The organism is Vagococcus fessus (genome assembly GCF_003987565.1).
Taxonomy (GTDB): Bacteria; Bacillota; Bacilli; order Lactobacillales; family Vagococcaceae; genus Vagococcus_D; species Vagococcus_D fessus.
Genome location: NZ_NGJY01000001.1, coordinates 721,276 through 745,480, shown reverse-complemented (window position 1 = coordinate 745,480; position 24,205 = coordinate 721,276). Strand labels below are relative to the sequence as shown.

The window sequence follows — 24,205 nt, the reverse complement described above, 5'->3', positions numbered from 1 at the left end:
GAGGGTGTATGAATAAACATTTATTAGGAAAAGGTGGTTTAGTACTTGTAACAATTATATGGGGATCAAGCTTTGCTTTAAATGATGTTGCTTTAAGATCTTTTACGCCAGTTCAATTGCTAACATTACGTTTCGGAATAGCAGGTGTATTAATGCTAGTTTTGTTTTGGAAACAATTGACAAAAGTTGCTAAAGAAGAAATGATTCGTGGGATTATTTTAGGTGTTATTTTATTTATTGCATATATTTTGCAAACTGTCGCTTTACTGTATACAACACCATCAAAAAATGCTTTCTTAACATCCTTTAGCGTAGTGTTAGTTCCTATAATTAGTTACATATTTTTAAAGACAAAAGTTCATCGAAAAGATATTTTGGGTGCTTTATTATCATTATCTGGTGTGGCTTTAATGTCATTAACAGATTTAACGATGGTCAATATAGGTGATATTTTAACGCTAACGTGTGCGATATTTTTTGCCCTTTATATCATCTATACAACTAAATATGTAAAAGTTGGAAATCCCTATGCCTTAACCACCATACAGTTACTTACAGCATTTGTATTATCTGGAATGACAGGGATTGTATTAAAAGAAAATTGGAATTTTGACTCTACTATTGCTAATAGTTCTGTTTTATATTTGGCGATATTTTGTACAATGATAGCCTACTTACTTCAAACAATGTCACAGCGTTATACAACATCTAGCGAAACAGCCGTTATTTTATCAATGGAAGCACTGTTTGGCATGATATTCTCTATGATTATTGTAAATGAACATATAACAGATAAAACAGCAATAGGGGCAGGGCTTATATTCTTAGGTGTCATTGTCGTAGAAGTTGTTCCAACTAAATTAACTAAAAAGATTAAAACGTAGTATGTCTATTCGAGTTATGAATAGTTATTATTACTGCTTGTGCAACAAAATATTGAAAGCGTTTGCTATTATTGTAGATGTTAAGAGATTAATTTATTAAATAAATTTTTTGGGAGGAATTATAGGATGAAAAATGTAAAAGTAGTTATTTGGGGAATGGGAGCTATGGGTAGTGGAATGGCTCGTATGTTAATGAAAAAAACAGGGATTGATATTGTTGGTGCCATTGATATTGGTGCTAAAGTAGGAAAACCTATTTTTGAAGTATTAGGTGAAGAATATCCGAATAATGAAAATATCAAAATTGGTACGGTTGAAGATTATATCAAACCAGCAATTGCAGATGTTGTTTTATTATGTACAGATTCCTTTACTGAAAAAGCATTCGATAAAATTAAATTAATTGTTGAAAACAAAATGAACGTTGTTACTAGTGCTGAGGAAATGTCATATCCAAAAGCTCAAAGTCCTGAATTAGCAGATGAAATTGATCAATTAGCTAAAGAAAACGGTGTGTCTGTTTTAGGTACAGGTATTAATCCTGGCCTGATTATGGATGTATTAGTTTTAGTTATGACGGGTGCGTGTGAAGATATTAACCACATTACTTCACGTCGTGTTAATTCGTTATCACCATTTGGTAAAGCTGTTATGGAAGAGCAAGGAATCGGAATTTCAGTAGAAGAATTTGAACAAGGCAAAAAAGATGGTTCATTAGCTGGTCACGTAGGATTCCCAGAATCAATGTCATTGATGGCTGAAGCGTTGGGTGTTAAATTTGATGAAATTACTCAAGGTATGGACCCAATCGTAACTGATGTTGATCGAGTGGCTCCATATGGAGAAGCAAAAGCTGGAAGCGTTGCGGGAGTTTCAATGACTGCTTCAGGCGTTGTTAATGGAAAAGAACTTATTAAAATGGACCACCCTCAACAAATCGAACCAGAACAAGTAGGAGTTAATACTGGTGATTATGTGATTATTGACGGAAATCCAAAAATTAACCTAGTGAACTCTCCAGAAGTAGAAGGTGGAGTAGGAACAATTGCAATGTGTGTGAACATGATTCCTCAAACTATCAATGCACGTCCAGGATTAGTAACTATGATTGATTTACCAATTCCACATGCGATTCTTGGTGATTTCAGAGATCAAATCCATGAAGATGCTAAAATTGTAAAATAAAAATCAAATTTGACGGGAGCGTATTAGGACATGTTTAAAAAAGGTGAATGGGTACAAGTTCATTCAGTTGTTTTAACACCTGAACAAAGAGCGCCACAAGTACCGGATGATACAAAAAAAGTTCCACTAGAAATGTGGGTTAAAGGTTTCTTATTAGAAGATGCTTCTAAAGGAGATTTAGTAAAAGTAGAGACAGTTACAAATCGTATTGTTGAAGGTACGTTAGTTGAAGCTAGACCTACCTTTACTCATAGTTTTGGAGATTTTGTGCCGGAAATTTTAGAAATTGACAAAATGTTACGGTCAGAATTATTTGGAGGTAATGAGTAATGACAACTAATAATAGTTATGAAGCAGTAATGTCACGCCGTGGTGACATCATGGAAGAATCTTTAAAAATAGATTTTAAAGATTTTGAATTAGAAGGAATCGCTTTTGATTATGAAAGAATGATGTCGGAAGCAGGCTATAGCATAGATGAAATGATTGATATTCAAACAAAACTAGGTGTTGGAAATACACCTATAGTTGAATTATCTAATTTGACAAACTTAGCTAGAAAATATGTACCAAAAGGTAAAGGCGCTAGAATTTTTGTTAAGGATGAAGCAGCAAATGCTTCAGGAAGTTTCAAAGACAGACGTGCTGCTATTTCTTGCTACCATGCTAAGAAATTAGGTTATAAAGGTGTAGTTACGGCTACAAGTGGTAACTATGGAGCAGCAGTAGCCTCTCATGCTGCCAAACTAGGATTAAAATGTATTGTTGTTCAGGAATGTTTTGATTCTAAAGGTGTAGGCCAACCTGAAATTGTAGAAAAAGCTAGAAAATGTGAAGCTCTAGGAGCTGAAGTTGTACAATTAACAGTTGGACCGGAACTTTTCTATGAATTCTTAAAAGTAGTTGAAAAAACAGGTTATTTCAATGCTTCATTATACACACCTTTTGGTATTGCTGGTGTTGAGACACTTGGTTATGAGATTGTTAAACAATTTGATAAAGAAGTTGGCAAACAACCAGATGTTGTTGTGGCAACTAATGCTGGTGGTGGTAACCTAACAGGTACTGCTAGAGGACTTAGAAAAGCTGGAAATACAACTACAAAAGTTGTTGCGGCAAGTGTTGACTTGAGTGGCTTACACATGGCGTCGGATAACGATTTTAATAGAAAATCATTTACAACAGGTCATACAGGATTTGGTGTACCATTCTCAACTTGGCCTGACCGTTCAGATGTTCCACGTTCAGCAGCTCGTCCATTGAGATATATGGATCGCTATGTCATGATCCGTCAAGGTGAAGTATTCTTTATTACTGAAGCCTTAGCTAATTTAGAGGGATTAGAAAAAGGACCTGCAGGTAATACATCATTAGCAGCAGCTTTTGTTTTAGCTCAAGAGATGAATGAAGATGAGATTATCTTAGTTCAAGAAACAGAGTATACAGGTGCTGGTAAGAGTGTTCAACCACAATTGTCATTTGCTCGTTCAAATGGTGTGGAAATTTACTTCGGAGATCCTAGTGAAGAAGTTCCAGGTAAGTCAATCGTTCTTCCAGAACATCCAAGTAAAATTACAGTTAGGGACATTGATTTAGGTAGATTACGTCAATCGTTAATAAAAAATGCACTTAAACAAAAACAAGAATTCTCTGATGCTGAATTGACTTATTTAGCTGAGGAAATTAATGGAACTGTCGATGATGTTAAATCAATCATCAATGAATTAAAAAAATAAGAGGTGAAACTAATGGATAATAAAGAAAATGCAGTAGTTTTTGAAGAAGCAAGAAAACATTTAGCAGACTTAACAGATGAGCAATTAAAAGAACGTTTCTGGGAATTGTCAGAAGAAGTAGTTGAACCTATGCTAGAAATGGGAACTAAATATACATCTCCATCTATCGAACGTTCAATTTTATTACGTATGGGATTCTCTTCAGTTGAAGCAACTGAAATTGTAAATCGTGTAATTGCTGAAGAGCTAATGGGTAAAGGTGCAGGTCATATAGTTTATCGTATAGCTAAAGAAAATGATTTGGATATTCGTGATGCGGGTCTTAAGTTAATCGAAGGTGATTACTGGAAACAAGTCAATGATATCTTTAAAGGGGGCAACTAAAATGGTAAAAGAGATTAAATTAGAAAAAAATACAAAATTAGATGTCCATGAGATACTTGATGGCTTAGAAAATTATCATCCAAAACGTCGTGGTTGGACATGGAGAACACCAGTACCCCGCTACCAAATGCATAAATTTGAATACAAAGATATGGCAGAGTCGTTAAAACAATGTGTGCCACTACCATCAGCAAAATATTTTGATAATATTGATCCTCAAGGAACTTCATCTATAACAACTGAAATTGCTTCAGGTCGTTTTGAAGATGATATTAGACGTATGAGAATGGCAGCATGGCATGGTGCGGATCATTTAATGGTTATTCGTACTGCAGGACAATCTCATTTTGAAGGTCTAATTGAAGGGACTCCGCAAGGGATTGGTGGTATTCCAATCACTCGTAAACAAGTTAGAGCTCAACGACGAGCACTTGATGCAATTGAAGAAGAAGTAGGACGTCCAATTAACTATCATAGTTACGTTTCTGGTATTGCAGGACCTGAAGTGGCAGTAATGTTTGCTGAAGAGGGTGTTAATGGAGCCCATCAAGATCCTCAATATAATGTTTTATATCGTAATATTAATATGGTTCGTTCATTTGTCGATGCTTGTGAATCTAAAAAAGTAATGGCGTGGGCTGGGATTGCTCAAATTGATGGTGCCCACAATGCTAATGCGACTGCTCGTGAAGCATGGAAAGTTATGCCTGAATTAATGGTACAACATGCTATTAACTCAGTATTCTCTTATAAAGTTGGTATGAACAAATCAGATATTTGTTTATCTACAGTACCACCTACAGCACCACCAGCACCATCAATGTTCCTAGATTTACCATACGCAGTTGCACTGAGAGAATTCTTTAGTGAATATCGTATGAGAGCACAACAAAATACTAAATATATGGAAGCATCAACTCGTGAAGCAACAGTAACTCATGTTCTTAACTTACTAATTTCTAAATTAACAAGTGCAGACATTCAATCAACAATCACACCAGATGAAGGCCGTAATGTTCCGTGGCATATTTACAACGTAGAAGCTGTAGATACTGCTAAACAAGTATTCCAAGGATTAGACGGGTTTAATGAAATGGTTGAATTAAAAGAAGATGGACCATTAAGAGAAAATGCTCGTGAAATCAAAGAGCGTGCAGTGTTATTCATAGAAGGTATGGTTAAATCTGGAGGATACTTCCAAGCTGTTGAAGATGCAATGTTTGTTGATTCAGGTAACTACCCTGAACGTAATGAAGATGGTATCTCAAGAAAAATTAATGGAGGAGTTGGAGAAGGTACTGTCTACGAACGTGATGAAGACTACATGGCTCCAGTAACAGCTCACTATGGTTATAACAACGTTGCTCAATATGATGAGTCAGCGGTAGAAGATCCTTCTAAATTAATTGGTGGGTCTACGTTTGAAGTCCCAGAAAAAATTATTTTCATTGATGAACTTGATGAAAATGATAACGTAAATCTACGTTTAGAAGAAACAAAAGAATTCCGTGAAGGTGGCCAAATTAAACCTGAAGCTGAATGGATGGGTGATGGAATTGTCTTATTAACAATGATGATACCGGAATCTCGTCGTGTTGCAGAATTTGCTGCACTAGAAATGGGTAAAAAAATGGGATTAGTTGATTGTGAAGTTATCAATAAAGAGATTATGCAAGCTGCTGAAGGCACGCGTATTGAATTAAAAGGACGCTTACCATTCTCTATTGAAAAAGATTCATTAATTATTCCGGAAGAGCCAGTAGTATTATCAGATGATGAAATTCGCGAAGATATCAAACGTAAAAAAATGTTAATTGTAGCTGGTACCGTTGGCGAAGATGAACATTCAGTTGGATTACGTGAAATCATTGATATTAAACATGGTGGTATTGAACGATTTGGTATTGAAGCTCATTACTTAGGTACTAGTGTTCCAGTTGAGAAGATGGTTGATGCAGCGATTGAATTGAATGCAGATGCTATTCTAGCTTCTACTATTATTTCGCATGATGATATTCATTATAAAAATATGCAAAGAATTCATGAATTAGCAATAGAAAAAGGTGTAAGAGATAAATTAATGATTATGGCTGGAGGAACTCAAGTTATTCCAGAAATCGGTGTTAAACACGGTATGGATGCAGCCTTCGGACGTGGAAGTAATGGTTCAAATGTAGCAACTGCATTAGTTGAAAAACGACGCGAGATGGAAAAGGGCGAATAAATATGAAAATAGATGTCTTAGTAGCAGAAATCGGATCAACGACTACTGTTGTAAATGCTTTTGATGGCATTAATACTAAAGAACCTATTTTTATCGGCCAAGGTCAAGCAGCTACAACAGTCCAAGAGGGTGATGTCCGTATTGGTCTTGAAAATAGCATTGAAGATCTACGTAAAAACTTACAAGTTGATGACTTAACATATTCAGAAATGTTTGCGACATCAAGTGCGGCAGGCGGTCTTAAAATGACTGTTCATGGTTTAGTATTTGATATGACAGCAAGGGCAGCTAAGGAAGCTGCTCTGGGTGCTGGCGCAATTGTTAGAATTGTTACAGCTGGTAAATTACGCAGAACAGATTTAAAAAAATTACAAGAAGATCATCCCAATATTATTTTAATAGCTGGAGGAGTAGACTACGGTGAGCGTGATACTGCTCTTTATAACGCAGAAGAAATAGCTAAATTAAATTTACCTATTCCGGTTATATATGCAGGTAATATTGAGAATGATGAAGAAGTAAAATTAATTTTTGAGAACCATCAAAAAGAACTTTATATCGTAGAAAATGTTTTTCCAAAAATTGATGAGCTTAATGTTGAACCTACTCGTAAAGTTATTCAGGAGGCATTTGAAAAACATATTATACATGCCCCGGGAATGAAACATATTTTTGATATTGTTAATGAAACAATTACTCCAACCCCAGCAGCTGTAATGAATCTTTGTAAACTTATTTATGATAAAATAGGTGATGTTTTAGTTGTTGATGTTGGTGGAGCTACAACAGATGTCCATTCAGTTACTGAAGGGACAGAAGCTATATCAAGAATACAAGTTTCTCCAGAGCCCACAGCTAAAAGAACGGTTGAGGGTGATTTGGGAATGTATGTTAATATGGAAAATGTTATTGAAATTATAGGTGAAGAGCAACTCATTAAAGAAGGTTTTAATTTAGAAAAACTACGTAAAGAGTATTATGCAATTCCAAAAAATGATGAAGAAAGACGATTTATTAATCGTTTAGCTGAAGTTGCAACGATGACAGCTATTGATCGTCATGCTGGTGGGATTAGATATGTATACGGACCATCTGGGAGAGGTACCTTAGCACAAGGTAAAGACCTGTCTAATGTACGATTTATTATTGGAACGGGAGGCGCGTTAACACGTTTAGAAGACGGAGGAAAAATATTATCACAAATCATCAAAGGAGAAGACGATAACAACCTTTCTTTATTACCTACTGGTGAGGTTAAAGTGTTGATTGATAATGATTATATTATGTCTTCATTAGGTGTTTTAGCTTTTAAATATGAAGATGCAGCTATTAGACTCTTAGAAAATTCATTAAACTACAAACTGTCATGTTAGATTAATTCATAAAAGTAAGAGATAAATAGAAGCAATCGCTTTCATTATGTCGTATGTTGTTGTATACTATAAAATATAGAATAAGTTGTTATGATTTTTAAATCACAATGGAAGTTGGTGTGAAGCCAACGCTGTACCCGCAACTGTATGGATACACTTGTATCTGAGTCAGGAACATTGTTAACAATTTATTTCACTTTTTCGGGATTAAAAAGGTGGCTAAACTAGATTTTTTTAGCCGCTTTGTATATCTTATACAAGGCGGCTTTATTAATTTTAGCGAGGTTACTAACTATTATACCTGAAAAAGACCAACCTGTTTATCTGCAAATAAATAGGTTGGTCAATTTTTATAATATTAGTAATCTAAGACCACTGAAAAACTTTTTCTGAAGAATTTTTTAGAGAATGATCAGCGATTAAATTGAATAGTGACACGATGTACTCATTGTTACGGTTTGATTTATTCATAACTACTTGAATAGGTTCCTTGTTAGTTAATTCTTCAACTACTTTGATTTCACCAGAATCAATAAGTGGTTGAAGTCTACCTGATCGAACAATCCCTAACATATTTCCGTTTAATATAGCTTCTTGTACAACTTCATCACTACTAGAGTCAATAATTCTAGGTGGTGTTAATGAATGTTGAAAAAAGTTGTTATAATTGTAATATTCAGATTGATCGATAACGATAGGATACAAAGCAAAGTAATCCTCAATTTCAAAATGTTCTCTATAGAGATTTGAATTAACACATAATACAACATTTTCGTGATCAATAACTTTAGTTTCTAATTCTGAGGAGACTAAGTTGCCAGAGACAATTCCGATATCAATCTCATTTTTAAGTAATCTTCCGATTGTATCATCGTTACTGGAACCATCAATTTTAAACGTGACTGCAGGAAATTCTTTAGTCATAGTTTTCAAATGTGGCATAAAGTAGTTAAAACAATAAAAGTCATGACCTTGTAGTTTCATAACATAACTTCTACCCAATTCTGTGGGAATGGTCTTAATCAAGTTGACTTCGCTTAGAATATTAACAGTTCTTTTATATAATTCTTCTCCAGCGTAGGTTAAAAAGTATTTTCCATTCTTTTTGTCTAGAAGCATTGTTCCAAGTTCATCTTCTAAACTTTTAATGTGTTTTGTGATAGTTGGTTGTGAATAATTGAGTTTAATAGCTGAATGTGTCATATTCAATTCTTCTGCGACAACTTGAAATGTTTGCAAGTTTCTAATTTCCATAATAACCTCCTGTTTACATATATATATATTCAGTATATAGCATGTACAAAAGGTTGTAAACGATTTCAATTACAGAAAGTTTTTTTTGTTTTTTAGAACCTTTTGTGAATCATTGGGAATGTTTTTTTTAAGCTAAAAAGTGACATTGTTATCAAAAAAAGGTCGTTTTTCACAATCCGCTCAAAAGTTGGATAAAGGTAATAGTTGCTATTCCTTTTATGGTTGATAAGTATAATTTTTATTGTATATAATTAAACTATATAGGAGTATCATTATACAGTTCAATCAGATTATTTTATATGTATTTAAATATAATGAGGAGGGATTTTTCGTGAAAGTTTATACTAAAGGTGGAGACAAAGGAAAAACAAGTATTATAGGCGGTAGTAGAATTTCTAAAAATTCTTCAAGAGTGAATGCTTATGGAACGATTGATGAGTTAAATTCAAACTTAGGTTTTGTGGCTAGTAAAGTTGCTAAGGATGAAAAATTTAAAAATATATTTGAAGAAATTGGCTTAATTCAGCAGTTCTTATTTGATGCTGGAACGGATATCGCAATGTCTCCTGAAATTAAGAATTTTAGGTTATCTAATAGTGAGGTAGAATGGTTAGAAAAAACTATTGATAAGTGTGAGGCGTCACTCCCTAAAATAGAGAGTTTTATTATCCCTGGTGGTCACGAGATATCTTCTTTGATGCATATTTGTCGAACCGTAACGAGACGTGCTGAGCGCTTAGTTGTGTGTGTGATGGAGGAAGAAGAAATTAATGAAGAGGTATTAAAATTTTTAAATCGTTTATCTGACTATTTTTTTGTAGCAGCAAGAAGTGTAAATCACATTGCTGGTGTAAGTGATGTGTCTTATGAGCGTAGCGGAAAAGTATTTCATTAATTAAATATAGAGTATAAAAAAACACGTCAATTCCTTGAATAAAGGGTTGACGTGTTTTTTATATATTATTAAATATAAGCTCCTAGACCTAATAGGATAATAGCAAGTGCTCCAATTGCTATCATAAGCGGTGTAACAAATTTCAACCATTTATCGAATGAAATGTTAACCATTGCAAGTGATGCAAGAACTAAACCAGTTGGTGTGATGAATGAGATTATTCCTTGACCCCAGTTATAAGCATCAACAATGATAGCACGGTCGATACCTACAACGTCTGCAAGTGGAGCCATAACTGGCATAGACAGTACAGCTAAACCTGAAGATGAAGGGATGAAGAAGCCTAATAGGATAAATACAAAGAACATTACAGTTGTAAAGACAACCCCACTCATGTGAGAGACGCCATTACTTAACCAGAACATTAATGTATCACTAATTTTAGCATCTTCCATGATGATTGTAACCCCACGGGCTAAACCAATAACAAGAGCAACACCTAGTAAATCAGATGCGCCGGCGATAAATTCACCAACGAATGATTTTTCATCAAGACCACTAATAGCAGCCATAATAAATGTAACACCTAAGAATAATGCTGAGATTTCAACGAACCCCCAGCCCCAATCTTTAACACCAAATACCATAATAACAAATGAAGCTGCGAATACTGTTAAAAGAATTTTTTTACGAACGTCGAAAATTAATTCTTTTTCATCAACGGTTTCTTTTAAGAAATGTGCTTCTAACTCTTCTTTTTGATCGAAGATTAATGATTCAGAAGGGTTCTTACGAACTCGTTCTGCATAACGGATAGTGTAAGCAATACACATAATAGTTCCGACAACTAACATAACTAAGCGTAAGCCCATACCATCAGTAAAGTTAATACCTGCAGTGTTTGAGGCAATAACAACTGAGAACGGGTTAACTGTGGAAGCCATCGAACCGATTGAACTTCCTAAGTAAATTGTAGCAATCGCAACTAGGGCATCATAGCCAGCAGCCATGAAAATTGGTACTAGGATTGGGTAAAAAGCGACAGTTTCTTCTGCTAATCCAAATGTTGTACCACCTATTGCGATTAAAGTAGAGATAATGATAATCAACCATTTTTCTTTACCTTTTAAGCGTAATGATAAAGCGTTCATACCAGCATTGAAGGCACCAGTTTTATTGATAACTCCAATGATACCACCTAAAATGAGTACGAATGTGACAATCTCGATAGATTGTGCTAGACCTTGGATAGGGGCATGTAAGAAATTCTTAACAGCTCCGAATAAACCAGGGCGTTTTTCATCTAACTCTTTGTAGCTTCCAGGTACTGCTACAGGTTTTTTGATCGAGCCATCTTCAAATTTAGAGATATCGATTTTGATATCTTTATTTTTTAAGAACTCTTGATCAGCAGGAACAGTGTTAGCCGCATCCTTTTTAGCATCTTCTTCAGTCATACCAGCTGGAACGATTGTAAATGTCTTATCGTCATTGTACTGAATCGTTTCAAATTTACCAGCAGGAATGAAATAAGTTAGTCCCATAACTAATAATAATACGATTAAAATGACAGTATAGGCCGATGGGAAACTAAACTTTTTTTTCTTTTTCTCCATAAAATTAACAACTCCATTCATTATTTTTTCTGTCTCATACATTATAGGTGGATTTCAAGAATTGGACAACAATTTTATGAGTATTATTAATTTTAAATGAGAATAGTGGTCGAGTACTACTATTAATAGTAGATATAATTAATAGAAAGCTGTATTTATATACATTAAAAGCATGAAAGGTTAATAAATTACAACTTAATGAAACGCTTACTTCTTTGTTATGTCAAGTGAATTCTTATTTATAATAAAAGGGTATTATTTGTGCGATTTTTCGAATTATATTAAAATAAAAATGGGAAATAAATGAGCGTGTACAAAAATGTAATGGTTTTTATGGAGACATTCAAGCCCTTTTTATTATAAAAAGAAAAGTAAAGGTTGGGAATTGAATCTGATGAAAGTACATTATATAGTAGAAAAAGAACTTTTAGCACTCGTTGATATCAAGTGCTAAAAAAAGAGTGTAATCTGTTGACAAATAAATAAAGGGTTGGTATAGTTATACTTGTAATTAGCACTTGGGTCTTACGAGTGCTAACATAAAAAGAGGTGAGTGAGGATGCTAACAGAACGTCAATTAAATATATTGGGTTTGTTGATCCAAACGTATACCTCGTCTGGTGTACCAGTCGGATCGAAGACGCTTGTTGATGCAGGTATCAAAGCAAGTTCTGCTACGATCAGAAATGATTTAAGCACACTTGAGGAAGTTGGTTTTATAGAAAAGACACATTCATCCTCAGGTCGTATTCCATCTGTTAAAGGTTACAGGTATTATGTAGATAACTTGTTAAAACCTTCTGAGGTAAGTAAACAGGAATTATCTCTAATAAAAGGTGCCTTTGGTCAGGAGTACCGAGCTATCGATGATATTATTGCAAAATCAGCACAAATTTTATCCGATTTAACGAGTTACACAGCTTTTTCATTAGGACCAGAAGTAAAAGAGCGTAAGTTAACAGGATTTAGAGTCGTACCACTTAATAATCATCAATTAATGGCGATTATCGTGACGGATCGAGGAAATGTTGAAAGTCAGGTGTTTACTATACCGGATGGGGTTTCTGCTGAAGATATTGAGAAGATGATTAAAATTATCAATGATAAATTAGTGGGACAGCCTCTATTAACTGTTTATCATAAGCTCCGAACTGAAATTCCAATGATACTTCAAAAGTATTTCCACAGTCCAACAGGGATTATGTCACTGTTTGATACAATTATGGGTCAGGCTTTCGAAGAACGGGTCTTTGTAAGTGGCAAGATGAATTTACTAGATTTGGATGTGTTATCAGATGTGTCTCAGTTTAAATCTGTTTATTCTTTAATGGATAATACAGACCAACTAACGGCATTGATTGCACCAACAGAAGCAGATATTGATATTAGGATAGGAAATGAACTTGAAAATGACTTACTAACTAATATGAGTTTAATCACAGCTTCTTATGAAGTTGCCGGACATGGTAAAGGGACGATTGCTCTTTTAGGGCCAACGAATATGTCCTATGAAAAAATGTTAGGTCTTGTTGATGCTTTTAGAACAGAATTGTCACAAGAATTAACTGACTATTATCGACTATTAGAGTGACCTTAAGTTAATAGGGTTAGAGAAAGGGAGTTAAGAAATTGACTGAAAATCATGAAGAACTAGAAAAAGAAGAAGTAATAGAGACGAATGAAGAGAAGCAAGCTAAAGTAGATGCTATCTTAAACGGTGAAGAAACTACTGAAGAAGTAGACGGGACAGAAGAAGTTGAAAAATCTACTGAAGAATTATTACGTGAACAACTTTCAGAAATGGAAGATAAATATTTACGTGCGCAAGCAGAAATTGCTAATATGCGTAATCGTAACATTAAAGACCGTGAAGCAGCAGCTAAATACCGTTCGCAAGATTTAGGTAAAGAATTATTACCAGCTATCGATAACTTAGAGCGTGCTTTACAAATTGAAGTAACAGATGAGCAAGGTGAAAGCCTTAAAAAAGGAATCGAGATGGTAATGGAGAGTATGCTACATGCTTTAAAAACTGCCGGTATCGAAGAAATTCCTGCTAAAGGTGAAGTTTTTGACCCTAATTTACATCAAGCTGTACAAACAATCCCTCTTGAAGATGGTCAAAAACCCGATGAAATTGTTCAAGAATTACAAAAAGGTTACATCCTACATGATCGTGTCTTAAGACCGAGCATGGTTATGGTTGCACAATAAATTAAATTTGTTAAAAAATTAAATTCACATATAAAAGGAGAACGACATTATGACTAAAATTATTGGTATTGACTTAGGAACTACAAACTCTGCAGTAGCTGTATTAGAAGGCGGAGAAGCTAAAATTATTCCGAATCCAGAAGGTAACCGTACAACACCTTCAGTAGTATCATTCAAAAATGGAGAAATCCAAGTAGGGGAAGTTGCAAAACGTCAAGCTGTAACAAATCCTAACACAATCGCTTCTATCAAACGTTACATGGGTGAAGCTGGTTATAAAGTAGATGTTGAAGGTAAATCATACACGCCACAAGAAATCTCAGCTATGACTTTACAATACTTAAAAGGGTTTGCTGAAGACTACTTAGGCGAAGAAGTAACAAAAGCTGTTATTACAGTTCCAGCTTACTTCAATGATGCTCAACGTCAAGCAACTAAAGATGCTGGCCGTATTGCTGGTTTAGAAGTAGAACGTATCGTTAACGAACCAACTGCAGCAGCACTTGCTTATGGTTTAGATAAAACAGATAAAGAAGAAAAAGTATTAGTATTTGACTTAGGTGGCGGTACATTTGACGTTTCTATCCTTGAATTAGGAGACGGCGTATTCGATGTATTATCAACAGCTGGTGACAATAACTTAGGTGGGGATGACTTTGATAACAAAATCATCGATCATTTAGTTGCTGAATTCAAAAAAGAAAATGGTATTGATTTATCACAAGATAAAATGGCAGTACAACGTCTTAAAGACGCTGCTGAAAAAGCTAAAAAAGATTTATCAGGTGTATCAAGCACACAAATTAGCTTACCGTTCATCACTGCTGGTGAAGCTGGACCTCTTCATTTAGAATTAAACTTAACTCGTGCTAAATTCGATGAATTAACAGCTGACTTAGTAGAAAGAACTAAAATTCCAGTTCGTCAAGCTCTTAAAGATGCTGGCTTAACTCAATCAGAAATTGATGAAGTTATCTTAGTCGGTGGATCAACTCGTATTCCTGCAGTTGTAGACGCTGTACAAAAAGAAACTGGTAAAGATGCTAACAAATCAGTTAACCCGGATGAAGTAGTAGCAATGGGTGCTGCAATCCAAGGTGGGGTTATCACTGGTGATGTTAAAGATGTTGTATTATTAGACGTTACACCATTATCATTAGGTATCGAAACAATGGGATCAGTATTCACTAAATTAATTGACCGTAATACAACAATTCCAACAAGTAAATCACAAGTCTTCTCAACAGCAGCAGACAACCAACCAGCAGTAGATATTCACGTGTTACAAGGTGAACGTCCAATGGCATCAGATAACAAAACATTAGGTCGTTTCCAATTAACTGATATTCCAGCTGCACCACGTGGTGTGCCACAAATCGAAGTAACATTCGATATTGATAAAAATGGTATCGTAAACGTATCTGCTAAAGACTTAGGTACTCAAAAAGAACAAACAATTACAATTAAATCATCTTCAGGTTTAACAGATGAAGAAATTGATAAAATGGTAAAAGACGCTGAAGCAAATGCTGAAGCAGATAAAGCTCGTAAAGAAGAAGTAGATTTACGTAACGATGTAGATGCTTTATTATTCTCAGTTGATAAAACTTTAGGCGAATTAGAAGGTAAAGTTGATGAAGCTGAAGTTAAAGAAGCAGAAGCAAAACGTGATGAGTTAAAAGCTGCAGTTGAAGCAAATGACTTAGAACAAATGAAAACTAAACGTGACGAATTAAACGAAATTGTTCAAGCGTTGACAGTTAAATTATACGAACAAGCTGCTGCTGCTGAAGGTATGGATCCAAACGCGGCTCAAGGTAGTGCAGATGATGTTGTAGATGCTGACTTTGAAGAAGTAGACGACAAATAAGAGTGATTTAGGAAAAAGCCAAAGCACCTCGCTTTTGGCTTTTCCTACTTATTAAGGAAGAATATGTATTTAGTTTAAGTAGACTGTTTAGGTATCTCTAAAATTATGGTATGCTAATGAAGTTGAAGACAAGCTAACTAATCTAGAAAAGATGTGGAGGGAAACCCATGGCAAAACGCGATTATTATGAAGTGTTAGGTGTGTCCAAGGGCGCGACAGCTGATGAGCTAAAAAAAGCTTATCGTAAACTGTCTAAAAAATATCATCCAGATATTAATAAAGAAGCTGACGCAGAAGATAAATTCAAAGAAATTTCTGAGGCTTATGAGATTCTAAGTGACCCTCAAAGAAAAGCTGCTTATGATCAATACGGTCATGCAGGTACAGACCCTAACTACGGTGGAGGCGGCGGTTTCGGCGGCTTCAGTGGTGGCGGAGCTGGTTTTGGTGGGTTTGAAGACATATTTGAATCATTCTTTGGCGGTGGTGGTCGTTCATCTAATCCGAACGCCCCAAGACAAGGTGCTGATTTACAATATTCATTAGACTTAACCTTTGAAGAAGCTATTTTCGGTGTTGAAAAAGTGATTAAATTTAACCGTGAAGACAGCTGTAAGACATGTGATGGGACAGGGGCTAAACCTGGTACTTCACCTGTAACATGTTCTAAGTGTCACGGACAAGGGGCTGTTCAAGTTGAACGTCAAACGCCACTTGGTCGTATGATGACACAACAAACCTGTGACCAATGTGGTGGTAAAGGGCAAACTATTGCGTCACCATGTAATGATTGTCACGGAACGGGCCATACGAAGAGCCAACATAGCGTGAAAGTAAAAGTTCCTGCTGGTATTGAAGATGGTCAACAAATGCGTTTATCAGGTCAAGGTGAAGCAGGAATCAACGGCGGGCCTTACGGTGATTTATTCGTCGTATTCCGTGTTGAAGAAAGTGATATCTTTGATCGTGATGGTTCTGAAATTTACTATGATTTACCAGTAAGCTTTGTTCAAGCAACGCTTGGTGATGAAGTAGAGGTACCGACTGTTCACGGAAAAGTGAAATTAAAAGTACCAGCTGGAACACAATCAGGTACAACGTTCCGTCTAAGAGGAAAAGGGGCAACTCGTCTTCGTGGAACTGGAACTGGAGACCAACAAGTAACGGTTAAAATTATTACACCTAAGAATTTAAATGAGGCTCAAAAAGAAGCATTAAAAGCCTTTGCTAAAGCTGGTGGCGATCAAGTCCCAGATGAAGAAGAAGGATTCTTAGATAAAGTAAAAGATGCGTTTAGTTTCGATCAAAAACGTAAAAAATAAGAATAAGACTCTTAAAAAAGAGAACAAGTTGAATATTTTGACTTGTTCTCTTTTTTTGCTATTAGTAGTCGTATTTTTTCTTGCAATTGTAAATCAATATGGTATACTTCTAAAGTGTAATAGTTACGATTTGTAAAAAGCGATGTGGTGAGCTAAGCAACGAGCTATTATAATTATTAAATATTGGAGGAAGAGTAATGAAAAAAATAGTAACCCTTTTATCACTAGCTGCTTTAGGTTTAGTTTTAACAGCGTGTAGTTCTAATGAAGGAAAAAATAAAGCAAACGATAAATTACAAGTAGTAACGACATTCTATCCGATGTATGATTTTACAAAAAATATTGTTGGGGATAAGGCAGATGTCAGTATGTTAATCACTGGTGGAACAGAGCCTCATGATTATGAACCAAGTGCAAAAGATATTGCACGTATTCAAGACGCTGATGTTTTTGTGTACAATTCAAACGAGATGGAAACTTGGGTAGAAAGTGTTTTAGCAAACATTGATAAGAAAAAAACAAAAGTAATTGAAGCCAGTGATGCGATTGAGTTAATGGAAGGTTCTGAATCAGAAGAAGGTGAAGAAGCTGTGCACGGTCATGAGCATGGTTTAGACCCTCATGTTTGGTTAGATCCTGTTCTTGTGAAGAAAGAAGTTGCCGCTATTAGCGATGGAATTATTGAAGTCGATGAAAAGAATAAAGCGACATATGAAGAGAATACAAAGAACTATCAAGGCCAATTATCAGAATTAGATAAGACATTTAAAGAGGCTTTTAAAACCGCTAAAAACCGTGAATTTGTTACTCAGCATGCTGCTTTTGGTTACTTAGCTAAACAATATGATTTAAAGCAAGTTTCAATATCAGGTATTTCACCTGATCAAGAACCTAGTCCTAGTGAATTAGCTAAAATAGAAGATTTTGTTAAAAAGAATAAAGTAGATTATATTTATACAGAAGAGTTAGCTTCAAGTAAAATTGCAGAAACCATTGCAAATGCAACAGGCGCAAAGATGATAGATTTAAATACTCTTGAAGGTTTATCAAAAGATAAGCAAGAATCTGGTAGTGATTACATTAGTGAGATGAAAGAAAACGTGAAAGCCTTACAAAAAACAATTAAATAAAGTCTGTGTAAGCAGATTTTATTTTTTTATGTTTGATTTGTGAATTATGTAATAAAAACAGTTGCTATTTGGAAACGGTTTCTGTACAATTGTGTTATAAAGTTTATAACTGAGATGAGGAAATAAGGTGTGAGACCTTAGCAGACCCTTTCTACTGTAACGCAACTTAGCTATTGAATGAAACTATCAATAGAGTAAGATTATGCGGAGCCAGACTACTTATTTTAGTTATTATAAATAGACAAAGCTATTGGGATTTTGTCTTGTAACTAGTTAAAGTGGTTTGTTTACTGAATCCTTTATTATTTACAGGACATCTTTAGTTTATAAAGATGTCCTTTTTATTTTGTTTTAAGGGTTAATTTAACTATTAGGAGGATTAGAATGTCTGTTAGGAAATTAACATTATTAAGCATGTTATTGGCAATGAGTGTGTTAGGTGCAAATATTAAAATTTTGGGTTCGGTTGCTTTGGATTCTTTTCCAGCGTTTTTAGGATCTTTAATTTTAGGACCACTACCTGGAGCATTGTTAGGAGCACTAGGACATTTCATATCGGCTTTACTAGCGGGCTTTCCTTTAACACTTCCAGTACATATACTTGTGACAGCTTTGATGGCAGTAACAATGTTTATTTATGGAAAAATCAGAGAGGTGTCTACTTGTTTTAAAAAACAAACAATCACAATAAGTTGGATAGCAGCTTATTTTAGTAGTGTTTTACTGGATTTATTATTACTATATCCTTTAATTCATGAAACAGTTTTTATTTTGTTTGTCCCCTTAACAATCGCTACAGTCATTAATTTATTTATTACTGAGGTAGTTTATAAATTAATACCTAATGAAATAAAAAAACTAACGTTACGTTAAGTTTGTACAGAGGAGTGAAGTAAATGAGTGAACATGGTGGGAATCGTGAAGAAATAGCGGATTATTTAGGGATAAATAAGTCTGATTTAATAGATTTTAGTGCCAATATAAATCCTTTAGGCTTGTCTGAAAATTTATTAAATGTCTTAAAAAAAAATATAACAGAATTGCAACACTATCCAGATATTAAATATAGAAAATTAAAAAAAGCGATTGCAAACTATCACGGAGTATCAAGTTCATATGTTTTTCCTGGCAATGGAGAAGCAGAAGTAATTTATCTCTTAGCTCAAGTACTAAGGCCTAGACATGTCTTATTATTAGCTCCGACATTTTCAGAATATGAAAAGGCATTTAACTTAGTGGGGAGCAGATTCAGTTATTTTTATCTTAACGAAGAAGAAGGTTTTGAGATTAATCCAATTAATTTTTTTGAGTTTTTAGATAATAATAGCCAAATAGATTGTATTTGTTTATGCAATCCTAATAACCCTACAGGAAAAGTTATAAGTAAAAAGTTGTTAACACAGTTATTAGGACGATGCAGCGTTGATAATATTTCATTAATTTTAGATGAGGCTTTTATTGATTTTTTACCTAATACGAGTGATTTCACAATGATAGATGAATTAACTAACTCTGATAATTTATATATACTACGCTCTTTAACAAAATTTTACGCGATTCCAGGTCTTAGGTTAGGATATTTATTAACTCATAATGTCAACACTCTTCAAAAGATGGCGTTATACAAAATTCCATGGAGCATAAATATTTTAGCAGATGTTATTGGTCAAAATATTTTATTCGATGAGTCATTTCAAATCCAAACGCACAATTTTATAAACACTGAACGTCAAAGATTACAAAATGAGCTTGAAAAATTTCATCAAATAAAAGTGTATTCCTCTAGTGCAAATTATTTGTTGTTAAAGGTTACCGATATTTCAGAATTTCGAAATAAATTATTAAATAAACGAATTTTAATTAGGTCGTGTAGTAATTATCGTGGATTGACTTCTAATTATTATAGAGTTGCTGTAAAGAGTGTTGAAGATAATCAATATTTAATAGAGGCTATTACTGAGGTGTGTCGAAATGAAACCGATAGTAACAGTTAGATGCCCAGGTTCATGCGGCGAACTTTTTCAAGGGTTCATAGAGAAAGAAGAATATCTTGTAACCTTACCTATTAATCGTTATACAACATTAAAAATCTATAAACACGACAGCTTAGACCTACCTGATTTTAAAAAAATGAAACAAGCATATAGTCTTACTTGTGTATTTTTTAACATTCCCGAAGAGAATTTACCAAAGATAAAAGTTGTGAGACATTCTGATATTCCGTTATCAAAAGGAATGTCAAGTAGTACTGCTGATATTGTTGCGATGATTTATGGAGTTACTTATTGTTTAAATAAAAAGATAACAGAGAGAGAAGTTATTAAAATTTGCTGTCAGATTGAGAAAACTGATAGTATCGCCCTTAGTCAACTTTCAGTGATGGCTCCTAGTTCAGGTAATATTCTATTTCAAACAACATGGACACCTAAGTGCCACTTATTAATTTTTGAGGGACGTCAAAATCTTGATACATCTGATTTTCATGCTTTCAGAAATGAAGAGATAGTCAGGAAACAAGGGGGAATTTATTGTGAACTGGTTAATGAATTTAAAAAAAGCACATGTATACAGTCGATTAGCGAGATTGGTAAGATCGCTACGAAGAGTTCTTTTCTAAATCAAATTATACTACCCAAACCTTATTTTCAAGACATTCATTTGTTTGGTAAAAAATATGGTGCAGTGGGGACAATGGTTGCACATAGTGGGACAGTTGTAGGACTTCTTTTTAACTATAATCACCCGAGGATTAATAATTTAATCAAAGTTTTGAGATTGAATTCAGCTATTACTAAAAAGTATCCCAAAATATATCTAACCGAAACAGTAGAGGGTGGAGTCTCAATTACGAGTTTTTAAAATTGAATATTAAATTAAAAGTAACAGGGAAACAGGTGGAAATCCTGTACAGCCCCTAGCTACTGTGAGATGGACGAAATCAAATAAACCACTGATAATTTTTGGGAAGGTTTGAAAGTAGGAAGAAATCGAGTCAGGATACCTGCCTTTTAATAACTAAAAAATTCTGAGGGTGTTTATTTTTTAGTTTTCTTAATTGTACAAAACACCCATTTTTAGGGTGTTTTTATTTTAGCATTGGAGGCGTGGAATGATGAGAAAGTTAGTAATAGCAGGTACAGGAAGTGGTGTTGGGAAGACAACCGTAACTCTAGGTATCATGTCCGCTTTGAAGCAAATTGGATATGATGTCCAACCGTTTAAAGTGGGTCCAGATTATATAGATACAGCCTATCACACTAAAGTAACAGGTAATAAAAGCCGTAATTTAGACTCATTTTTAATCCAAAGTGATGACATTTTAAATTATTTATTTGAAAAAGAAGCACGTTCATCAGATATCTCAATTATTGAAGGAGTTATGGGATTATATGACGGATTGGGAATTGATAAAGATAATTGTTCAACAGCATCTCTTGCTAAAAAAATAAAGGCACCTGTCATTTTAGTGATAGACGGAAAAGCAACGTCAACGTCAGTTGCTGCAATAGTTAAAGGATTTTCTGAATTTGATAGTGATTTAGATATTGCTGGGGTTGTTTTAAACAAACTAGCGAGTGAAAATCACTATCAGTTGGTTAAACAGAGTATTGAAAAATATACTGATGTTCCTGTACTTGGTTATTTAGGAAAAAATGCGATGCTAAGTTTGCCGTCTAGACAGCTTGGATTAGTTCCTCAAAATGAGATAGAAGGACTTGAGAAAGAGATAGAACTATTAGGGGAAAAAGTGAGGAAAACTATTGATTTAGATAAATTACTAGAAATATCAGTATCTAATAACTTGAATTCTCAAACTTTGAATAAAGAAACAGTGAAAAAATATTATTCAAAAATAGAAACGCCTGTAAAGATTGCTTATGCATTGGATGATGCTTTTAATTTTTATTACGAAGACAATTTAGAATTAATGAAAAAGAAGGGAATCGAATTGATCCCGTTTAGTCCAATGTACGATCAGAAGTTACCAGAAGCGGATGCCTATTATATAGGGGGCGGATATCCAGAAGAATTTGCTAAAGAATTAGCAGAGAATAAAATTATTCGAGAGGAATTATTACGAAAATCTCAAAAAGATGTTCCAATTTATGCAGAATGTGGTGGGTTGATGTACTTAGGCAGCTATCTTAAAATTCAAGATAAAAAATATGAAATGGTCGGTGTTTTTGATGGTTTTAGCGAGATGACACCGAGTCTTAAGCGTTTCGGATATTGTCAGGGAGTTTCAACTATCGATACTCCAGTTATCCCACAAAATTTAATAGTATATGGTCATGAGTTTCATCATTCAATATTTGAAACAAGCGAACTGCCTATAATGAATATGGAAAAATGGAGAGATGGTAAAAAAATTAAAACGTGGCAAGGGGGGTATCTAAAGAATAATACTTTTGCTAGTTATTTACATCTTCACTTTTTCCAAAATAGTCAATTAATAGATCACTTTATAAGAAAGGCTGTTGAATGCATATGATGACTTCTATAATAGTACTGTTTTTAGCCTTTATTTTAGACAGTATTTTAGGTGATCCTTATAGTTGGCCTCACCCTGTTAAAGTAATTGGGAAAAGTATTAGTATTATTGATAATGGTATACAGAAAAATGTAAAAGATAAAAAGTTGAAATATTTATTTGGTATTATTTTATGGCTAATTATAGTAGGTGGGACAGGAATAGTTACTTATTTTTTACTTAAGTTTGCCACGAAGGTTCATCCATTATTTGGTGGAGTAATTGCAGTTTATTTGAGTTATACGACTATGGCAATGAAAAGTTTAGCTTATGAAGGTAACAAGATGTATAACGTTCTAAGTAAGGGGACTTTAGAGGAGGCAAGATCTCAAATTGCGATGATCGTTGGTCGTGACACGACTAACTTAACAAAAAAAGAAATCACTCAGGCGACAATAGAAACTGTAGCTGAAAATACGAATGATGGGATGATTGCTCCCTTATTCTATCTTGCACTAGGGGGCCCCGTTTTTGGAATGATGTATAAGGCGGTTAATACATTAGATTCAATGGTTGGTTATAAAAATAATAAGCATCTTGAAGTTGGAGCAGCTTCTGCTATTCTAGATGACATTTTTAGTTTTGTTCCTGCAAGAGTGACATGGTTTTTGATGATTATTGTTAGTTTTATTTTAAGATTAGATGGAAAAAATGCTCTAAAAATAGGGTGGCGCGATCGTTATAATCACAAAAGTCCTAATAGTGCTTTTCCAGAAGCAGTGGTTGCTGGAGCGCTAGGCATTCAACTAGGTGGGACGCATACCTATCATGGGATAGAAATTCAAAAGCCTACGATTGGTGATCCTTTAAAACCTGTTGAATTTTCAGATATCAACCAAACTAATAAGTTGTTATATGGTTCGTCCATTTTAGCATTATTAATTCTTATCGGTTTTAAGCTATTGTTACTATAAAAAACTAAGGAGATTTATATGAAAAAAAGAGAGTATCAACAAAACCCGCATTTAATTGAGACGGAAAGTTTTATTATTATTCAATCTATAATCGATGAGCTAGAGCCAAACTATACGTTTGAAACTAACGTTCATGAAGCTATTATTAAACGTGCTATCCATACTACTGCAGACTTTGATTATATGCACAGTTTATCTTTTACACATGATGTTATCAGTAAAATTCAAAATGTGATATTAAAAGGTGGCACTATTTTTACTGATACTAATATGGCTTTAAGCGGTATCAATAAGAAAAAATTGACAGAGTATAATTGTGATTATTTCTGCTATGTAGGTGATGAAAAAGTTGCTGCTATTGCAAAAGAGAAAGGGATAACTCGTTCAATGGCAGCTATTGAAGTAGCAGCACAAGTGGAAGGGCCGAAGTGTTTTGTTTTAGGGAATGCTCCAACGGCTGTGTATAAGATTTTAGAGATGTATGAAGATAATCAATTAGAGCTAGATGCAGTAGTAGGTGTTCCCGTAGGTTTTGTAGGTGCTGAAGAATCTAAAGAAGAATTGGCTAAAAGTAATATCCCTGCAATCGCAGCATTAGGGCGTAAAGGCGGGAGTAATTTAGCAGCAGCTATTATAAATGCTATTTTATATAATATGCCGGGACGTGAGTGAT

The 24,205-nt window shown here is 34.4% G+C and carries 21 protein-coding genes and 2 riboswitches; of the genes, 19 read left to right on the top strand and 2 right to left on the bottom strand.

From position 1 onward, the window contains the following. Window positions 1–8: 8 nt before the first annotated feature. From CBF31_RS03660 to CBF31_RS03630, 7 genes are all read left to right on the top strand, one after another. Complete coding sequence (locus CBF31_RS03660) at window positions 9–884, top strand: DMT family transporter (RefSeq protein ID WP_126831009.1); 876 nt, start codon at window positions 9–11, stop codon at window positions 882–884. A gap of 126 nt (window positions 885–1,010) precedes the next feature. Then, window positions 1,011–2,069 carry a 2,4-diaminopentanoate dehydrogenase gene (ord, locus tag CBF31_RS03655; protein WP_126831008.1) on the top strand — a complete coding sequence of 353 codons (1,059 nt, stop codon included), beginning with the start codon at window positions 1,011–1,013 and terminating at the stop codon, window positions 2,067–2,069. Window positions 2,070–2,099: 30 nt separating this feature from the next. Next, window positions 2,100–2,399 carry a 2-amino-4-oxopentanoate thiolase subunit OrtA gene (gene ortA / locus CBF31_RS03650; RefSeq protein WP_126831007.1) on the top strand — a complete coding sequence of 100 codons (300 nt, stop codon included), beginning with the start codon at window positions 2,100–2,102 and terminating at the stop codon, window positions 2,397–2,399. Continuing rightward, window positions 2,399–3,805, top strand: a complete 1,407-nt coding sequence (ortB, locus tag CBF31_RS03645) for a 2-amino-4-oxopentanoate thiolase subunit OrtB (RefSeq protein ID WP_126831006.1) — start codon at window positions 2,399–2,401, stop codon at window positions 3,803–3,805. The genes ortA and ortB overlap by 1 nt, the downstream gene beginning before the upstream one ends. A gap of 12 nt (window positions 3,806–3,817) precedes the next feature. Then, window positions 3,818–4,189 carry an ornithine aminomutase subunit alpha gene (locus tag CBF31_RS03640; protein ID WP_126831005.1) on the top strand — a complete coding sequence of 124 codons (372 nt, stop codon included), beginning with the start codon at window positions 3,818–3,820 and terminating at the stop codon, window positions 4,187–4,189. A gap of 1 nt (window position 4,190) precedes the next feature. Next, a complete protein-coding gene (oraE, locus tag CBF31_RS03635) occupies window positions 4,191–6,413 on the top strand; it encodes a D-ornithine 4,5-aminomutase subunit OraE (protein ID WP_126831004.1) in 2,223 nt (740 codons plus the stop codon). Window positions 6,414–6,415: 2 nt separating this feature from the next. After that, on the top strand, window positions 6,416–7,786 hold the full coding sequence (locus CBF31_RS03630; RefSeq protein WP_126831003.1) for a GlmL-related ornithine degradation protein: 1,371 nt from the start codon (window positions 6,416–6,418) through the stop codon (window positions 7,784–7,786). A 72-nt stretch (window positions 7,787–7,858) separates the two neighbouring features. Beyond that, a riboswitch (cobalamin riboswitch) is annotated at window positions 7,859–7,985 on the top strand. Between the two features lie 167 nt (window positions 7,986–8,152). Here CBF31_RS03630 and CBF31_RS03625 read toward each other — a convergent pair. Next, entirely contained in the window at window positions 8,153–9,040 is an 888-nt protein-coding gene (locus CBF31_RS03625; protein WP_126831002.1) for a LysR family transcriptional regulator, read from the bottom strand. Between the two features lie 331 nt (window positions 9,041–9,371). On the opposite strand from CBF31_RS03625, the gene CBF31_RS03620 reads away from it, so the two are divergent. After that, window positions 9,372–9,935 carry a cob(I)yrinic acid a,c-diamide adenosyltransferase gene (locus tag CBF31_RS03620; protein ID WP_126831001.1) on the top strand — a complete coding sequence of 188 codons (564 nt, stop codon included), beginning with the start codon at window positions 9,372–9,374 and terminating at the stop codon, window positions 9,933–9,935. A 68-nt stretch (window positions 9,936–10,003) separates the two neighbouring features. Here the strand turns inward: CBF31_RS03620 and CBF31_RS03615 are convergent, their stop codons facing one another. Beyond that, window positions 10,004–11,551: a YfcC family protein gene (locus tag CBF31_RS03615; RefSeq protein WP_126831000.1), complete on the bottom strand. Its 1,548-nt coding sequence runs from the start codon at window positions 11,549–11,551 to the stop codon at window positions 10,004–10,006. 559 nt (window positions 11,552–12,110) lie between these two features. On the opposite strand from CBF31_RS03615, the gene hrcA reads away from it, so the two are divergent. The 11 genes from hrcA (at window position 12,111) to CBF31_RS03560 (ending at window position 24,204) form a co-directional block, all read left to right on the top strand. Then, window positions 12,111–13,142, top strand: coding sequence for a heat-inducible transcriptional repressor HrcA (gene hrcA, locus CBF31_RS03610; protein WP_126830999.1), 1,032 nt, complete (start codon window positions 12,111–12,113; stop codon window positions 13,140–13,142). A gap of 38 nt (window positions 13,143–13,180) precedes the next feature. Further along, on the top strand, window positions 13,181–13,765 hold the full coding sequence (grpE, locus tag CBF31_RS03605) for a nucleotide exchange factor GrpE (RefSeq protein WP_126830998.1): 585 nt from the start codon (window positions 13,181–13,183) through the stop codon (window positions 13,763–13,765). Between the two features lie 49 nt (window positions 13,766–13,814). Further along, window positions 13,815–15,635 carry a molecular chaperone DnaK gene (dnaK, locus tag CBF31_RS03600; protein WP_126830997.1) on the top strand — a complete coding sequence of 607 codons (1,821 nt, stop codon included), beginning with the start codon at window positions 13,815–13,817 and terminating at the stop codon, window positions 15,633–15,635. Between the two features lie 167 nt (window positions 15,636–15,802). Beyond that, window positions 15,803–16,957 carry a molecular chaperone DnaJ gene (gene dnaJ / locus CBF31_RS03595; RefSeq protein WP_126830996.1) on the top strand — a complete coding sequence of 385 codons (1,155 nt, stop codon included), beginning with the start codon at window positions 15,803–15,805 and terminating at the stop codon, window positions 16,955–16,957. A 197-nt stretch (window positions 16,958–17,154) separates the two neighbouring features. Then, window positions 17,155–18,087 carry a metal ABC transporter substrate-binding protein gene (locus CBF31_RS03590; protein ID WP_126830995.1) on the top strand — a complete coding sequence of 311 codons (933 nt, stop codon included), beginning with the start codon at window positions 17,155–17,157 and terminating at the stop codon, window positions 18,085–18,087. 384 nt (window positions 18,088–18,471) lie between these two features. Then, a complete protein-coding gene (locus CBF31_RS03585) occupies window positions 18,472–18,960 on the top strand; it encodes an ECF transporter S component (protein WP_126830994.1) in 489 nt (162 codons plus the stop codon). 23 nt (window positions 18,961–18,983) lie between these two features. Then, window positions 18,984–20,081, top strand: coding sequence for a threonine-phosphate decarboxylase CobD (gene cobD / locus CBF31_RS03580; RefSeq protein WP_126830993.1), 1,098 nt, complete (start codon window positions 18,984–18,986; stop codon window positions 20,079–20,081). Then, window positions 20,059–20,946, top strand: coding sequence for a GHMP family kinase ATP-binding protein (locus CBF31_RS11015; protein WP_170167865.1), 888 nt, complete (start codon window positions 20,059–20,061; stop codon window positions 20,944–20,946). The genes cobD and CBF31_RS11015 overlap by 23 nt, the downstream gene beginning before the upstream one ends. Further along, window positions 20,920–21,110, top strand: a riboswitch (cobalamin riboswitch). (Overlaps the previous gene by 27 nt.) 89 nt (window positions 21,111–21,199) lie before the next feature. After that, window positions 21,200–22,579: a cobyrinic acid a,c-diamide synthase CobB gene (locus CBF31_RS03570; protein ID WP_126831177.1), complete on the top strand. Its 1,380-nt coding sequence runs from the start codon at window positions 21,200–21,202 to the stop codon at window positions 22,577–22,579. Next, on the top strand, window positions 22,570–23,532 hold the full coding sequence (gene cbiB / locus CBF31_RS03565) for an adenosylcobinamide-phosphate synthase CbiB (protein WP_245977907.1): 963 nt from the start codon (window positions 22,570–22,572) through the stop codon (window positions 23,530–23,532). Before CBF31_RS03570 ends, cbiB begins: the two co-directional genes overlap by 10 nt. A gap of 18 nt (window positions 23,533–23,550) precedes the next feature. Then, window positions 23,551–24,204 (top strand): cobalt-precorrin-8 methylmutase, encoded by a 654-nt coding sequence (locus CBF31_RS03560; RefSeq protein WP_126830992.1) that lies wholly within the window; start codon window positions 23,551–23,553, stop codon window positions 24,202–24,204. The last annotated feature ends 1 nt before the right edge of the window (window position 24,205 follow it).